Source organism: Sphingomonas sp. BK345, from assembly GCF_014193845.1.
Classification (GTDB): Bacteria; Pseudomonadota; Alphaproteobacteria; order Sphingomonadales; family Sphingomonadaceae; genus Sphingomonas.
Genome location: NZ_JACHZX010000003.1, coordinates 771,200 through 786,997, shown reverse-complemented (window position 1 = coordinate 786,997; position 15,798 = coordinate 771,200). Strand labels below are relative to the sequence as shown.

Genomic DNA, 15,798 nt, shown 5'->3' with positions numbered 1-15,798 from the left:
CCGCGACCGCGATCGAAGGAACAGCGATGAACCACCGCCTGGTACAATGGATCTGGCACGTGAAGGGAAGCCTGGCGCTTCCCCCCGGGCAGACGAGCGACGAGGCCTTCGCGCGCCTCGACCCGCTGTTCCGCGAGACGGGCACGACGCGACAGCGCGACGGCAGTCGATTACGCTTTCGCAAGCGCGATCAGGCGGCGCAGGACCGCATGGCGGTGTTCGACGGCGGCGAGCTGCGGGTCGAGCGCGGCGTCGGGGCGCCGGTGCTGCGCTATCATCTGACCAGCCGGGCGCTGCTGTTCTGCTTCCTCGCGCCGCTGATGTTCCTCGCCGTCGCGCGGCTCACCGTGATCGTCGGCGAGTATAACAAGCCGACGCCCGCCGAGATCGCGGCGAAAGAGAAGCGGGAAGAGGCGAAGGCGGCGCTGCCGATGAGCCCGATCGACGCGTTCCTCGGCGCACCCGCGCCAGAGAAGCCGAAGAAGAAGGATCCGAAGAGCAAGGACGACGACGACAAGCCCCGACCGACGGCGGCCTATGTCTTCGCCGGCATCTTCTCGGTGCTCTACCTGGTCGGCCGGATCGGACAGGCGCGCCTCGTCAGACGGCTGTTCACGACGCGCCTGTCCGCGCACTGAGGCCTGCTCCGCCACGTCTGGACTGTCCGCCTGCTCCGGCGACCAACGCGTCACCCCGGGCTCGACCCGGCAGCCATGGGCCAGCGTACGCCTAGACCGTCGCCCTCGCGGCACCATGGATTCCGGCTCACGGCTGAATGACGTCGGCCGCGCTGGTGTCGCGAACGCGGAGCCGAAAGGCGATCAGGGGTACCGCTCTGCACTTCCGCGTTCGCCGGAGTATGGTTCGGCTGGGATGGATCGGCTACTCGAGCGCGGTGCCGGTCGGCCGCAGGCCTTGCTCACCGCGACCGCGTTGCGCCCAAGTCGCTCGCCCGTAAGATAAGCCGCGCGGACGAACGGGAGCAAAGTGTTGGTGGATCGTGGAGCGGTGCTGGACAAGCATTTCGCCAGCCGTGTCGACTGGAACCTGCTGCGCACCTTCGTCGAGATCGTCCGTGCCGGCGGCATCGGTGCCGCGGCGCGCAAGTTGCACAAGCAGCAGCCCAGTATCAGCGCGGCGTTGAAGCGACTGGAGGAGCAGGTCGGAGTCCAGCTGCTCGAGCGCTCACCTACGGGCATCAAGACCACCGCGGCGGGCACCGCGCTGCTCGGCCTGTGCGAGGAGATGCTGGAGACCGCGCGCATGGTGCCGCACCAGGTCGCGCAGGCGACGCGGCGGGTCGAGGGCGCGGTGCGGATCCAGCTGATCTCGGCGGTCACGTCGCCCGAGTTCGACGAGTCGATCGCCAGCTTCCACCGCCGCAACCCGCACATCCACATCGAGCTGCGCGTGTCGCCGTGGCGCGCGGTGCTCGACGCGCTCGAGCAGGGCGAGGCCGAGATCGGCGTCGGCTATGACAGCAACGTGCGCGGCGGCCTGCTCTACGAGCCGCTCTTCGTTGAGCGCCAGCAGCTCTATTGCGCGCGCAGCCATCCGCTGTTCGGCCACCGCGTCGAGCGGCTCGGCGAGCTCAAGGACGAGGGCTTCGTGCTCACCGGCGAGGACGAGCTCGACACCGTCACGCGACTGCGCCGCCGCTACCGGCTCGGCGCGCGGGCGACCGGCCGCGCCGAGGACATCAACGAGGCCAAGCGACTGATCACGCTGGGAGTCGGCATCGGCTTCCTGCCAGTCATGGCGGCGTGGCAGGCGGTCGAGCAGCGCCAGCTCTGGCCGTTGCTCCACCCCGACATGGAGCCGTTCTACGACATCTTCCTGCTCGCCCGCGCCGAGGGAACGCGCGACACCCCGACCCAGCTATTCCTCGACGAGGTGCTGCGGCGCCGCCGCGCGCAGCACCGGTCATAGATGGGATTGATGGCTTTCATCATCATTTTCGATCTTCATCGATGAGTGGCCGGTAGGCAATTTGCCCCTGACGATGCCGCACGGGCTCGCCGCCGCTGTCTTGTTCTCACGGGATCAGCGCGAGAGCGACCGCAGCGGGGATGACGGGGGTTGGCGAATGGCAGCACGACGATGGTTCAGCGGCGCAGCGGCGGTCGCGCTCTCCCTCGCGCTGACTGCCTGTGGCAGTGGGCCGGCAGGATCGGGCAGCGAGGCCGCGGGAGCGGCGAAGAAGGACTTCACCATCGGCTGGTCGATCTACACCGGCTGGATGCCGTGGCCGTACGCACAACAGGCCGGGATTGTGAAGAAATGGGCCGACAAATACGGCATCAACATCCGCCTGGTGCAGGTCAACGACTACGTCGAGTCCGTGAACCAATATGCCGCGGGCAAGCTCGACGGCGTGGTCTCGACCACCATGGACGCGCTGACCATTCCGGCCGCCGGCGGTCGCGACACCACCGTGCTGCTGATCGGTGACTATTCCGACGGCAACGACGGCGTCGTGCTCAAGAACGCGCGCTCGATGGCGGACATCAAGGGTCGCTCGGTCAAGCTGGTCGAGCTGTCGGTGTCGCACTTCCTGCTCGCGCGCGGCCTCGAGCAGAGCGGGATGTCGCTCTCGGACGTGAAGACGGTGAACACCGGCGATGCGGACATCGTCGGGGCGTTCGCCTCTCCTAGCGTCGACGCGGTCGCCACGTGGAACCCGCAGCTCGCCACCATCCGCGCGACCAAGGGCGCCACCGAGGTGTTCGACAGCTCGAAGATCCCCAACGAGATCCTCGACACGCTCAACGTCAGCACCGACACGCTGCGTGCCAACCCGAACCTGGGCAAGGCACTGGCCGGCATCTGGTACGAGACGATGGCGATCATGACGCGCGACGACGCGGCGGGCCGCGCCGCGCGCGCCGCGATGGCCAAGGCGGCTGGCACCACGCCGCAGAGCTTCGACGACCAGCTCAAGACCACGCACCTCTACGCGCGCCCGCAGGACGCCGCGGCCTACGCCGCCAACCCCGACCTCGTCACCGTGACCGACCGTGTGCGCCAGTTCAGCTTCGCCCACGGGCTGTTCGGGCCGAGCGCCAAGTCCGTGGACGCGATCGGGATCAGCTTCGCCGGCGGCAAGTCGCTCGGTGATCCGAAGAACGTGAAGCTACGGTTCGATCCCAGCTACATGAAGATGGCGGCGGACGGGAAGCTGTAGCCGCGCAGGCAGAAGATCGAGCGACGAACGCCGGACCAGAGGGTCGCGGCGATCGAGGAACCATGCCCGCGATGAACGTGGGCAGTGTCAGGAACGAGATGAGCATCAGACTCGATCACAGCAACGGATCAGGCGACGGGCGGCGGACCTTCGCGCCCACGGCGGCCCGCGCGTGACCCGTCTTGTCGACCTGCGCCCGCGACGCGGCGCGCGGCTGCTGCTCGGGGCGGTGCCGATCGTGGCGCTGCTGCTCGTCTATCTGGTCGCCTCGCAGGCACGCCACGCCGTCAACCCGGCGGACAAGCTGCTGCCCACCTTCTCCGCCATGGCGCAGGCGATCCACGGCTTCAGCACCGACCGCGACCCCGCCAGCGACCGCATCGTGATCGTCGCCGACACGCTGGCGAGCCTGTACCGGCTCGGCCTCGGCCTCGCCATCGCCACCGGCAGCGCGTTGGTGCTGGGCCTGCTGCTCGGCGTCGTCCCGCTCGCCCGCGCGCTGCTCGGCCCGGTGATCGCGATCATCGCGGTGATCCCGCCGGTGGCGGTGCTGCCGATCCTTTTCATCGTGCTGGGGCTGGACGAGGCGTCCAAGATCGCGCTGATCGCGATCGGTGTCGCCCCCTTCATGACGCGCGACCTCACCGGCTTCGTCACGGCGCTGCCGGCCGAGCAGATCGCCAAGGCGCAGACGCTCGGCGCCAACAGCTGGCAGCTCGCGCTGCGGGTGGCGCTGCCGCAGCTGATGCCGCGGCTGATCGAGGCGCTGCGGCTGTCGCTCGGGCCCGCCTGGGTGTTCCTGATCGCGGCCGAGGCGGTCGCCGCCGACGTCGGGCTCGGCTACCGCATCTTCCTGGTCCGGCGCTATTTCGCGATGGACATCATCCTCCCCTACGTCGCCTGGATCTCGCTGCTCGCGATCGCCACGGACGCATTGCTGCTGCTGCTGAGCCGGCGCGCCTTCCCTTGGGCGCACGGGGGTGGCCGATGAGCGCGCTGGTCGAGCTCCGCAACGTCTGGGTCGAGTACGGCGACAAGATCGTGCTCGAGCGCGTCTCGCTCCAGCTCGCCGAGGGTGGCTTCGTCGCGGTGGTCGGCCCCTCAGGCGCGGGCAAGAGCACGTTCCTGCGCCTGATCCTCGGCCAGGAGGCGCCGACGCGCGGCCAGGTGCTGCTCGGCGGCACCGCGATGCGCGCCGAGTGCGGGCCGGACCGCGGCGTGGTGTTCCAGCGCTACTCGGTGTTCCCGCATCTCACCGCGCTGCAGAACGTGCTCTTCGGGATCGAGTGCGCGGCGGCGCCGCTGACCGCGCGGCTGTTCGGGGCGCGCCGCCGCGCCGCGCGCGACCTCGCGGCCGAGATGCTGGCGGCGGTCGGGCTCGAGCACAGCCTGCACGTCTATCCCGCGCAGATGTCGGGCGGCATGCAGCAGCGGCTGGCGATCGCGCAGGCGCTGGTCAAGCACCCGCGCGTGCTGCTGCTCGACGAGCCGTTCGGTGCGCTCGACCCCGGCATCCGGCTCGACATGCACGCGCTGATCACGCGGCTGTGGCAGGAACACGGCCTGACCATCCTGATGGTCACGCACGACATCGGCGAGGCGTTCAAGCTCGGCACGCGCGTGCTCGCCTTCGACAAGCGCCGCCACGACCCGCACGCGCCGCACCGCTACGGCGCCACCGTCACCTACGACCTGTCGCTCGACCGCAAGACCCTGCCGCCGCCGGCGCTGGTCGAGGCGCTCGGCGGCGACGACCTTCCGCAGAGAGACTTGGCATGACGACCAGCACCGCCGATCCCGCCGGCGCCCGCGACCACGCCCGCGCCATGGCGGGCACCCGCGTCGAGGCGATGCCCACGCTCCCCGCCGCGGCCGACGACGCGCCCGAGGGCGTGGTGTGGGAGGAGACGATCGCGCCGGGCGGCTATGCGGCGCGGCGGCTGGCGCGCGGCACGCGGCTGCGGCTGGTCGACGTCGCGGGCGACGCCTGCGCCGCGATGCTGCTGTTCAACGCCGACATGCCGACCGAGCGGCTCAACGTCGCCGACACGCTCAAGGTGCAGTGGAACGGCTATCTCGGCGCCGGCCGGCTGCTGCTCTCCGACCTGGGTCGCGTGATGATGACGATCCTGGAGGATGACGCGGGCACGCACGACGCCTTCTGCGGCGCCTCCACCGCGATGTCGAACGCGCGCGCCTATGGCGACGGCGCCAACTACGGGCCGCACCCCAACGCGCGCGACCGCTTCCTGCTCGCGGCCGCCAAGCACGGGCTGGGGGGCAAGGACGTCCACCCCTGCGTCACCTGGTTCAAGGGCGTCCGCATCGCGGCGGACGGCACAACCGAGCCGCAGATCGGCCCCTTCGCGCCCGGGCGTACCTTGCTGCTGCGCGCCGAGATGGAGGTGATCGTCGTGCTCGCCAACTGCCCGCACGTGCTCGACCCGCGCGCCGACTACACCGTCACCCCGCTGCGCGCGACCGCGTGGCGCGGCGCGCCCGCCGCGGCGGACGATCCGATCCGCCTCGCCACGCCCGAGGGCGAGCGCGCCTTTCTCAACACCGACGATCTCTACGCGCGCTGAAGGAAGCGATATGAGCCTTGACCTTCCCCGCCCCGGCACGCTCCGCCACGACGAGGTCGTGCCCGCGCGCGCGCCGTGGATGCACCGCGTCGACGCCGGCGAGACGCTGCGCATCATCGATCTCGAGGGCAATCAGGCGGTCGACTTCCTGATGTACGCCGCGGACGACGACGCCGAACGTTACAGCGCGCAGGACACGATCGCGGCGCAGCGCAACATCTTCCTGCGCGCGGGCGCGGTGCTGCTGTCCAACGAGGGGCGCGCGATGATGACGATCACCGCCACCAGCGTCGCCTATCACGACACGATCGGCGGCGCCTGCTCGTGCGAGTCGAACACCCTGCGCTACGGCCACCACACCAAGGCGCAGCACAGCTGCGTCGACAATTTCCTCGACGCCAACGGCCGCGCCGGCCGCGGCAAGCGCGACATGGTGTCGAACATCAACTTCTTCATGAACGTGCCGGTCGAGGCCGACGGCACGCTCGGGATCGTCGACGGCATCTCCGCGCCGGGGCTCACGGTGGAGCTGCGCGCCGAGATGGACGTGATCGTCGTCGTCTCCAACTGCCCGCAGATCAACAATCCCTGCAACGGGTTCAATCCCACGCCGGTGCGCATGCAGGTGATCGGCTGATGTTCACCAAGGTCCTGATCGCCAACCGCGGCGCGATCGCCTGCCGCATCATCCGCACGTTGAAGCAGATGGGCGTCGGCTCGGTCGCGGTGTTCAGCGACGCCGACGCGGGCTCGGCGCACGTCGCGCAGGCGGACGAGGCGGTCCGCATCGGCCCTGCCCCCGCGGCGGAGAGCTACCTCGACGTGGAAGCGATCCTCGCCGCGGCGGCGGCTACCGGGGCGGAGGCGATCCACCCCGGCTACGGCTTTCTCTCCGAGAACACCGCCTTCGCCGAGGCGTGTGCAGCACGCGGGATCGTCTTCATCGGCCCGACGCCCGACAATATCCGCGCCTTCGGGCTCAAGCACACCGCGCGCGACCTCGCCGCCGCGCACGGCGTGCCGCTCGCCCCCGGCACCGACCTGCTCCGCGACGAGGCCGCCGCGCTCGCCGCGGCGGAGCGGATCGGCTATCCGGTGATCCTCAAGGCAACCGCGGGTGGCGGCGGCATCGGCATGAAGGTGTGCGCCGACGCCGCCGACGTGCGCGACGGCTTCGCCACCGTGGCGCGGCTCGGCGCGGGCAATTTCGGCGACGGCGGCGTCTTCCTCGAACGCTATGTCGCGCGCGCGCGCCACATCGAGGTGCAGGTGTTCGGCGACGGCGCGGGCCATGTCGTCGCGCTCGGCGAGCGCGACTGCTCGCTCCAGCGCCGCAACCAGAAGGTGGTGGAGGAGACGCCCGCCCCGCTGCTCCCGCCCGCGACGCGGCAGGCGCTGATCGATGCCGCGGTGCGGCTCACCGCCGCCGCGTCCTATCGCTCGGCCGGCACGGTCGAGTTCCTCTACGACGCCGAGCGCGACGATTTCTTCTTCCTCGAGGTCAACACCCGGCTGCAGGTCGAGCACGGCGTCACCGAGCAGGTGACCGGCGTCGACCTGGTCGAGTGGATGGTGCGCGGTGCGGCGGGCGACTTCGGCTTCCTCCATGGCTTCGTCGCGGCGCCGCGGGGCGCCTCGATCCAGGTCCGCCTCTACGCCGAGGACCCGGCGCAGGACTATCGCCCGAGCTCGGGCCGGCTCGTCGGCGTTACTTTTCCGGAGGGGCCACGCGTCGACACCTGGGTCGCGGCGGGGACGGAAGTGTCCGCCTGGTACGACCCGATGCTGGCCAAGCTGATCGTCACCGCGCCGACGCGCGAGGCGGCGGTCGCTGCGATGCAGGAGGCGCTCGACCGCACCGACATCGCCGGGATCGAGACCAACCTCGACTGGCTGCGCACGGTCGTCCGCTCCGACGTCTTCACCAGCGGCGCGGTGTCGACGCGCGCGCTCGCCGACATCGCCTACACGCCGCGCACGATCCGCGTGCTCGCGGGAGGCGCCTCGACGACGGTGCAGGACTATCCCGGCCGCCTCCACCTGTGGCACGTCGGGGTGCCACCCTCGGGTCCGATGGACTCGCTCGCCTTCCGCCTCGGCAACCGGCTGGTCGGCAACGCCGACGACGCCGCCGGGCTGGAGATCACCGCGGCCGGGCCGACGCTGCTGTTCAACGCAGCGGCGCGCGTCTGCCTGACCGGCGCCGACTTCGGCGCGACGCTCGATGGCGTGCCGCTCGGCTGCTACGCGCCCGTCGACGTCGCCGCGGGGCAGACGCTCAAGATCGGCCGGGTCACCGGTGCGGGGATGCGCGGCTATATCCTCGTCGCGGGCGGGCTCGACGTGCCATTGTTCCTCGGCAGCCGCAGCGCCTTCACGCTCGGCGAGTTCGGCGGCCACGCGGGGCGCGCGGTGATGACGGGCGACACGCTCCACCTGTCGCGGACCCCGGCCGAACTGGCGCACGCGGGCGCGCTCGCCCCCGCCGACTGCCCCGCGATCACGCGCGACTGGACGCTGCGCGTGCTTTACGGCCCGCATGGCGCGCCCGACTTCTTTACCCCCGGCGACATCGCGATGCTGCGCGAGACGGCGTGGAAGGTGCATTACAACTCCAACCGCACCGGCGTCCGCCTGCTCGGCCCTAAGCCCGAGTGGGCGCGCACCGACGGCGGCGAGGCGGGGCTCCACCCCTCCAACATCCACGACAACGCCTATGCGATCGGCGCGGTGGACTTCACCGGCGACATGCCGATCATTCTCGGGCCGGACGGGCCATCGCTCGGCGGGTTCCTCTGCCCCTTCGTCGTGGCGCAGGCCGACCTGTGGAAGGTCGGTCAGCTCGCCCCGGGCGACAGCGTGCGCTTCGCGCCGATCGACGAGGCCAGCGCCGCCGCCGCCGAGCGCGCGCAGGATGCGCTGGTCGCCACGCTTACCGGCGCGGCGAAGGAGCCGATGCCGAACGACGAGGCGCTCGGCTCGCCGGTGCTGCACCGGATCGCCGCGAAGGGCGTGCGCCCGGCGGTGACGTACCGCCAGCAGGGCGACCGCAACCTCTTGGTCGAATACGGCCCGATCACGCTCGACCTCGAGCTGCGGCTGCGCGTCCATGCGCTGATGCTCGAGGTCGAGCGGGGCGGCCTGCCAGGCATCATCGACGTGACGCCGGGGATCCGCTCGCTCCAGCTCCATTATGACAGCCGGCTGCTGTCGCAGGCGGCGCTGCTCGAGGCGCTGGTCGCCGCGGAGGAGCGGCTGGGCGGGCTCGACGACTTCGAGATCCCCTCGCGCGTCGTCCACCTGCCGCTGTCGTGGCAGGACCCCGCGATCTACCAGACGATCGACAAATACATGGAGTCGGTGCGCGACGACGCGCCCTGGTGCCCCGACAACATCGAGTTCATCCGCCGCGTCAACGGGCTGGACAGCATCGACGAGGTCAAGCGGATCGTCTTCGACGCCGACTATCTCGTCATGGGGCTGGGCGACGTCTATCTGGGCGCACCGGTCGCGACCCCGATCGACCCGCGCCACCGCCTCGTCACCACCAAATACAATCCCGCGCGGACCTGGACCCCGCCCAACGTGGTCGGGATCGGCGGCGCCTATATGTGCATCTACGGCATGGAGGGGCCGGGCGGCTATCAGCTGTTCGGCCGCACCATCCAGGTGTGGAACGCGTGGCGGCAGACCGACGCCTTCCGCGACGGCAAGCCCTGGCTGCTGCGCTTCTTCGACCGCGTGCGCTTCTTCCCCGTCAGCCACGACGAGTTGACCGAGTGGCGGCGCGACTTCCCGCTCGGCCGGCGCGCGATCCGGATCGAGGAGGAGGTGTTCCGCCTCGCCGACTATCGCGCCTTTCTCGCCGACAACGCCGAGACGATCCAGGCCTTCCAGGCGCGGCGCCAGGCCGCCTTCGACGCGGAGCGCGCCGCCTGGGAGCGCGACGGCGAGTTCGACCGCGTCGCCGCGCTGACCGAGGAGGCCGAATCCGCCGCGAGCGACACCGAGATCGTGCTGCCCGAAGGCTGCGAGATGGTGGAGGCGCCGTTCGGCGGCAGTTTGTGGAAGCTCCTCGTCGCCGACGGCGCGCGCGTGAGCGCGGGCGACACCATCGCGATCATCGAGGCGATGAAGATGGAATCGGCGGTGATCAGCCCGGTCAGCGGGGTCGTGCGCGGCATCTACGTGCAGGAGAAGCAGGCGCTCTCGCCCGGCCGTGCGATGCTGGCGGTGGAGGTGGCATGAGCGCGCCGCCGTTCCACGTCGCCCCGCTCGCCGCCGCGGTCAACGCGCGCGAGACCAGCGCGGTCGCGGTCGCGCGCGAGGCGCTGGCGCGGATCGCCGCCTATGCCGAGGTGCAGCCCGCGGTGTGGATCACACGGCTGGACGAGGAGGCGGTGCTGCGCGCCGCCGCCGCGGTCGACGCGCGCGTGGCGGCGGGTGAAGGGCTGCCGCTCGCGGGCGTGCCGTTCGCGATCAAGGACAATATCGACCTCGCCGGCGTGCCGACCACCGCCGCCTGCCCCGACTTCGCCTACACGCCCGGTGAGTCCGCCGCCGTAGTCGAGCGCCTGATCGACGCGGGGGCGGTGCCGCTGGGCAAGGCCAACCTCGACCAGTTCGCGACCGGGCTCAACGGCACGCGCAGCCCCTATGGCGCGCCCGCCTGCGTGTTCAATCGCGCCTATGTCAGCGGCGGCTCCAGCTCGGGCTCGGCGGTCGCGGTCGCGGCCGGGCTGGTCGCTTTCGCGCTCGGCACCGACACCGCCGGGTCGGGCCGCGTCCCGGCCGCCTTCAACGGGCTGATCGGGCTCAAGCCGACCAAGGGGCGGTGGAGCACGGCGGGACTGGTGCCCGCCTGCCGCACGCTCGACTGTCTCACCGTGCTTACCCACACGATCGAGGACGCGCGGATCGTCGACGCGGTGGTCGCCGGCTTCGACCCGGCTGATCCCTATTCGCGCGAGGGCGAGGAGCGCACGCTCGCGCCGCGCCGCGTCGGCGTGCCGCGACCCGACCAGCGCCTCTTCCTCGGCGACGCCGCGTCGGAGCGATCGTACGAGCGCGCGCTGGCGACGCTCGCCGCGCGGGGCGCCGAGCTGGTCGAGCTCGACATGACGCCGCTGCGCGAGGCGGCCATGCTGCTCTACGGCGGCCCGTGGGTGGCGGAGCGGGTCGCCGCGGCGCTGCCGCTGCTGGACGAGCGCCCCGAGGCGTTCGATCCGACCGTCCGCGCCATCCTGGAAGACGGGCGCCACACCAGCGGCGTGGACGTGTTCCGCGGCCAGTATCGCCTCACCGAGCTGCAGCGCGTCGCGGGAGAAATGTGGCAGCGCGTCGACCTGCTCGCGCTGCCGACCGCGCCGACGATCTATCGCATCGCGGAGATGCGCGCCGCGCCGGTCGCGCTCAACAGTAACCTCGGACTCTACACCAATTTCGTGAACCTGCTCGACATGGCTGCCTTGGCCGTGCCGGCGGGCTGGCGCGACAATGGCACCGGCTTCGGCGTCACGCTCATCGCGCCGGCGTGGAGCGACACGGCCCTGCTCGACGCCGGGCAGGCGTTTCTCGACGCCGCGGCGCTGCCTCCTCCCCCTCCGCTCCACATCGAGGACAGAATGGACACAGTGAAGCTCGCCGTTGTCGGTGCCCATCTAGAAGGCATGCCGCTGCACTGGCAGCTCAGCTCGCGCGACGCGCGGCTGGTCGCCGCCACCACCACCGCGCCCAGCTACCGGCTGTACGCGATCGCGAACAGCACCCCGCCCAAGCCCGCGCTGATCCATGCCGCCGACGGCGCCGCGATCGCGGTCGAGGTGTACGAGCTCGACGTCGCCGCCTTCGGCAGCTTCGTGGTGGAGGTGCCCGCGCCGCTCGCGATCGGCTCGGTGACGCTCGCGGACGGGTCGGTCGTGAAGGGCTTCGTGGCCGAGCCGCGCGCGATCGAGGGCGCGCGCGACATCACCGCGCTGGGCGGCTGGCGCGCGTACATCGACGGCCTCTCCCGCCCGGCCGGGGCGTGACCGCCGCGGCCGACCCCTTCGACGGCGCGCCGCTCGACGCCGAGCCTGCCGCGCACGCGCGCGCGTTGGCCGAGCTGCAGCGCGCGCGGGAGTCGGCCGAGGCGGCCAACGAGGCCAAGACGCGCTACCTCGTCGCGGTCAGCCACGAGATCCGCTCGCCGCTCAACGTCATCTACGGCTATGCCCAGCTGCTGGAGCGCGACCACCATCTCTCCGGCGCGGAGGCGGGCACGATCATCCGCCGCTCGGCCGAGCATGTCACCAACCTGGTCGAGGGACTGCTCGAGATCTCGCGGATCGAGAGCGGGGTGCTGACGATCCGGCAGGACCTCGTCGACCTTCGCGCTTTGCTTCAGCACGTCGTCGACATGTTCCGGATGCAGGCGAGTGCCAGGGGACTGACGCTGACGCTCGACGTACGCGACCGCCTGCCCGATCAGGTCAAGGCGGACGAGAAGCGGCTGCGCCAGATCCTCATCAACCTCGTCTCCAACGCAATCAAATACACGCCCGCCGGTCACGTCACGCTCGCGGTGCGCTATCGCAGCCAGGTCGCCGACATCGAGGTGATCGACACCGGCATCGGCATCCCGCCCGAGGACCTCGAGCGCGTGTTCGAGCCGTTCGATCGCGGCAGCCTCGCCGCGGCGCAGCGCCAGCCCGGGATCGGACTCGGCCTCGCCATCACGCGCGTGCTCGCCCGCGTGCTGGGCGGCGACGTCGCGGTGACCAGCACGCCGGGCATCGGCAGCGTGTTCCGCTTCCGCGCCATGCTGCCCTCGATCGCGACGCCGGCGCGGAGCCGCGGCGCGCGCGGGCGGATCATCGGCTACGAGGGACCGCGTCGCACCGTGCTGGTGATCGACGACGACCCGTCGCAGCGCCACATCCTGCGTGCGCTGCTCGGGGGACTCGACTTCGTGGTCCACGTCGCCGCGGACGGGACAGAGGGCATCGCGCTCGCCGCCGAGGTCACGCCCGACGTCGTCCTGCTCGACATTCAGATGCCGGGACTTAACGGCTGGCAGGTCGCCGAACGGCTGCGCGCGGCGCACGGCGCGCCGCTGCGAATCGTGATGGTCTCGGCCGACGCGCACGCCTTCCGCGCCGGCGGCGACGGGCGCAGCAGCCACGATGCCTTCGTCACCAAGCCGGTCGAGCTGGACACGCTCGTCGCCGTGATCGGCGCGCAGCTCGGCCTGCGCTGGGAGGAGGCCGCGCCGGTCGCGCCGGTCGCTCCGCCGGACGCTCCCGCGCCCCAGACCGGCCTTCCGCCCGAGGCCGCACCGCTGCTCGCGCGCGTGCGGGAACTCACCGAGGTCGGCCATGTGCGCGGCGTCGGGCGCGCGATCGACGATCTCGCCGCCGCGATCCCCGCCGCCGGCACGCTCGCGGCGGTGCTGCGGCGGCAGCTCGGCGACTTCGACCTGCGCGCGCTGCTCGGCACGATCGACGATGCGACGCGCTGACCCGACCGAGTCGCCGCGACCCGTCGTCCTGGTGGTGGACGACACGCCCGAGGCGCTGCGCTTCCTGACCAGCACGCTGGAGGACGCGGGCATGAGCGTGCTGATCGCGATCGACGGTCTCGCCGCGCTCGACCTGCTCAAGCGCGTGACCCCCGACCTGATCCTGATGGACGCTGTGATGCCGCAGCTCGACGGTTTCGAGACGACGCGGCGGATCAAGGGCAACCCCGCTTTCCAGCACCTGCCGATCATCTTCATGACCGGGCTGACCGAGACCGAGCATGTCGTCCGCGCGCTCGACGCCGGTGGCATCGACTACGTCAGCAAGCCGATCGAGCTCGACGAGCTGCTCGCGCGCATCCGCGTCCATCTCGCCACCGCACGGGTGGCACACGGCAGCCAGCTCGCGCTCGACACCAGCGGGCGGCCGGCGCTGGCGGTCGATCGCGCGGGCGAGCCGCAGTGGCTGACCCCCGTCGCCGGCGCGATGCTGGAGCGACTGTTCCCCGGCTGGTCGGCGGCGTCGGGCACCCTGCCCGCGCCTTTCGCCGCGGCGCTACGCCAGCTCCAGGCCAGCGCCCCGGCGCCGGGCGCGCGGATCAGCGTGTCCGCCGGCGAGCGCACGCTGGAGGCCGGGCTGCTGCGCTGCACGCCCGCGGCGCAATGGGTGTTCCGCCTGTCCGAGCGGCACGAGGGCGAGGAGAAGACGATCCTGGCCGCGCAGCACGGCCTGACCTCGCGCGAGGCCGAGGTGCTGCTGTGGATCAGCCGCGGCAAGCCGAACCGCGAGGTCAGCGAGATCCTCCAGATCAGCCCGCGCACCGTGAACAAGCATCTCGAGCAGATCTTCGAGAAGATGGGGGTGGAGAATCGCGCGTCGGCGACCGCGATCGCGGTCACCACGCTGACACGATAGGTCGACGATGGCCCGACCGCCCGACGCTACCGCCAGCGCCACCGCCACCGCGATCCGCGGCACCCTCGCGCGCGGCGAGATCACGGCGGCGCTCGCCGCGGCCGACCGCTGGCGCCACGCCGCGCCCGCCGCGGCCGAGCCGTTCTTCCTCGCCGGCCTGGCGACCGCGATGCTCGGCCGAGTCAGCGGCGGTATCAAGCTGATCGAGCAGGCGGTCGAGCGCGACCGGCGCGGCGAATATCTTGCCCAGCTCGCGCGACTGTACACGCTGGTGCGGCGCGACGGTGCCGCCGCTCGCGCGCTGGCGGCGGCCGAGGCCGCGCCGCCGCCGGACGCGCTGGGGCGCGACACGATGGGTTGCGTCTACGCGCGGCTGGGCGATCATGCCGCCTCGCTGCCGCACTTCGCCGCGGCGGTTCGGCTCGAGCCGACCAACACCGCCTTCCGCTACAATCTGGCCGCCGCGCTGAGTTTCGTCGGGCGGCAGGCGGAGGCCGAGGACGCACTGGAGGCGCTGATCGCGCGCGCACCGGGGGATGCGCGCGCGCATCACCTGCTCGCCGGACTGCGGCGGCAAACCCCCGAGCGCCACCACGTCGACCGTCTCACCGCCGCGCGCGCGGTCGCCACCGCGCCGCGCGACCGGCTGCTGCTCGGCTACGCGTTGGCCAAGGAGTTGGACGACCTCGCCGACCCGCACGCCGCCTTCGCGATGCTGGCGCAGGCCAACGCCGAGCACCGCGCCACTCTGCCCTATCGCTTCGCCGACGATGAAGCGGTCTTCGATGCGATCGAGGCGTGCTGGGCGGCTTCCGCCGCGCGAGCGACATCCGCCCCGCCGGGGGCGGCGCCGATCTTCGTCGTCGGCATGCCGCGCACCGGCACCACGCTGGTCGACCGCATCTTGTCCTCGCACCCCGACGTGGAGAGCGCCGGGGAGCTGCAGGCGCTGCCGCTCGCGGTCAAGGTGAACGCCGCCACGCGCGGTCCAAAGGTGCTCGACCCCGAGACGATCCGCGCGACGGCGCACGCCGACCCAGGCGCGATCGGGCGTGACTATCTCGTCCGTGCGGCGGCGCACGTGCCGGGCCGCAAGCCCCGGTTCGTCGACAAATTTCCTGGTAATTTCCTGTATTTGGGATTGATCGCGCGGGCGCTGCCGGGCGCCGCGATCGTGTGCCTGCGGCGCGACCCGCTCGACACGGTGCTCGCCAACTTCCGCAATCTGTTCGCGATCGGCTCGCGCTACTACGACTACAGCTACGACCTGCTCGACACCGCGGCCTATTACCAGCGCTTCGATCGGCTGATGACGATCTGGCGCGAGGCCTTGCCCGGCCGCGTGCTCGAGCTCGGCTACGAGGCGCTGGTCGAGGATCAGCTGGGGCAGACCCGCCGCCTGCTCCACCATTGCGGGCTGAGCTGGTGCGACGCCTGCCTCGACTTCCAGGCGAACGCGGCGCCGGTGTCCACGCCCAGCGCCGCGCAGGTGCGCCGACCGTTGTACCGCGATGCGGTCGGGCGCTGGCGCCGCCACGCCGAGGCGCTGGAACCGGCGCGCGCCTTCCTGCGCCAGCACGGCATCCCGGTGGACTGACGCATCGGCTACGTCATT

12 protein-coding genes are annotated in these 15,798 nt (G+C 71.5%); all 12 read left to right on the top strand.

The features are described 5' to 3' along the window. Window positions 1-26 precede the first annotated feature (26 nt). Window positions 27-638 (top strand): hypothetical protein, encoded by a 612-nt coding sequence (locus FHY03_RS12920; RefSeq protein ID WP_183924891.1) that lies wholly within the window; start codon window positions 27-29, stop codon window positions 636-638. 352 nt (window positions 639-990) lie between these two features. Further along, window positions 991-1,929: a LysR family transcriptional regulator gene (locus FHY03_RS12915; protein ID WP_183931219.1), complete on the top strand. Its 939-nt coding sequence runs from the start codon at window positions 991-993 to the stop codon at window positions 1,927-1,929. A gap of 157 nt (window positions 1,930-2,086) precedes the next feature. Then, window positions 2,087-3,184, top strand: coding sequence for a putative urea ABC transporter substrate-binding protein (locus tag FHY03_RS12910; protein ID WP_183924895.1), 1,098 nt, complete (start codon window positions 2,087-2,089; stop codon window positions 3,182-3,184). A 172-nt stretch (window positions 3,185-3,356) separates the two neighbouring features. Beyond that, window positions 3,357-4,175 (top strand): ABC transporter permease subunit, encoded by an 819-nt coding sequence (locus tag FHY03_RS12905; RefSeq protein ID WP_183931217.1) that lies wholly within the window; start codon window positions 3,357-3,359, stop codon window positions 4,173-4,175. Beyond that, window positions 4,172-4,963: an ATP-binding cassette domain-containing protein gene (locus FHY03_RS12900; RefSeq protein WP_183931215.1), complete on the top strand. Its 792-nt coding sequence runs from the start codon at window positions 4,172-4,174 to the stop codon at window positions 4,961-4,963. The genes FHY03_RS12905 and FHY03_RS12900 overlap by 4 nt, the downstream gene beginning before the upstream one ends. Next, window positions 4,960-5,769 carry an urea amidolyase associated protein UAAP1 gene (locus tag FHY03_RS12895; protein ID WP_183931213.1) on the top strand — a complete coding sequence of 270 codons (810 nt, stop codon included), beginning with the start codon at window positions 4,960-4,962 and terminating at the stop codon, window positions 5,767-5,769. Before FHY03_RS12900 ends, FHY03_RS12895 begins: the two co-directional genes overlap by 4 nt. Before the next feature lie 10 nt (window positions 5,770-5,779). Next, entirely contained in the window at window positions 5,780-6,406 is a 627-nt protein-coding gene (locus tag FHY03_RS12890; protein WP_183931211.1) for an urea amidolyase associated protein UAAP2, read from the top strand. Further along, on the top strand, window positions 6,406-10,017 hold the full coding sequence (gene uca, locus FHY03_RS12885; protein WP_183931209.1) for an urea carboxylase: 3,612 nt from the start codon (window positions 6,406-6,408) through the stop codon (window positions 10,015-10,017). Before FHY03_RS12890 ends, uca begins: the two co-directional genes overlap by 1 nt. After that, entirely contained in the window at window positions 10,014-11,798 is a 1,785-nt protein-coding gene (atzF, locus tag FHY03_RS12880) for an allophanate hydrolase (protein ID WP_183931207.1), read from the top strand. Before uca ends, atzF begins: the two co-directional genes overlap by 4 nt. Beyond that, window positions 11,795-13,267, top strand: a complete 1,473-nt coding sequence (locus tag FHY03_RS12875; RefSeq protein WP_311721557.1) for a hybrid sensor histidine kinase/response regulator — start codon at window positions 11,795-11,797, stop codon at window positions 13,265-13,267. Before atzF ends, FHY03_RS12875 begins: the two co-directional genes overlap by 4 nt. Then, complete coding sequence (locus FHY03_RS12870; RefSeq protein WP_183924909.1) at window positions 13,254-14,183, top strand: DNA-binding response regulator; 930 nt, start codon at window positions 13,254-13,256, stop codon at window positions 14,181-14,183. The genes FHY03_RS12875 and FHY03_RS12870 overlap by 14 nt, the downstream gene beginning before the upstream one ends. Window positions 14,184-14,190: 7 nt before the next feature. After that, complete coding sequence (locus FHY03_RS12865; protein WP_183931205.1) at window positions 14,191-15,780, top strand: sulfotransferase; 1,590 nt, start codon at window positions 14,191-14,193, stop codon at window positions 15,778-15,780. Window positions 15,781-15,798: the final 18 nt, after the last annotated feature.

Excerpts from the sequence above, each read along its gene's own strand:
- FHY03_RS12890 (WP_183931211.1), top strand. The coding sequence starts at position 5,780 with ATGAGCCTTGACCTTCCCCGCCCCGGCACGCTCCGCCACGACGAGGTC.
- FHY03_RS12900 (WP_183931215.1), top strand. The coding sequence starts at position 4,172 with ATGAGCGCGCTGGTCGAGCTCCGCAACGTCTGGGTCGAGTACGGCGAC.
- uca (WP_183931209.1), top strand. The coding sequence starts at position 6,406 with ATGTTCACCAAGGTCCTGATCGCCAACCGCGGCGCGATCGCCTGCCGC.
- FHY03_RS12870 (WP_183924909.1), top strand. The coding sequence starts at position 13,254 with ATGCGACGCGCTGACCCGACCGAGTCGCCGCGACCCGTCGTCCTGGTG.
- atzF (WP_183931207.1), top strand. The coding sequence starts at position 10,014 with ATGAGCGCGCCGCCGTTCCACGTCGCCCCGCTCGCCGCCGCGGTCAAC.
- FHY03_RS12895 (WP_183931213.1), top strand. The coding sequence starts at position 4,960 with ATGACGACCAGCACCGCCGATCCCGCCGGCGCCCGCGACCACGCCCGC.
- FHY03_RS12920 (WP_183924891.1), top strand. The coding sequence starts at position 27 with ATGAACCACCGCCTGGTACAATGGATCTGGCACGTGAAGGGAAGCCTG.
- FHY03_RS12865 (WP_183931205.1), top strand. The coding sequence starts at position 14,191 with ATGGCCCGACCGCCCGACGCTACCGCCAGCGCCACCGCCACCGCGATC.
- FHY03_RS12910 (WP_183924895.1), top strand. The coding sequence starts at position 2,087 with ATGGCAGCACGACGATGGTTCAGCGGCGCAGCGGCGGTCGCGCTCTCC.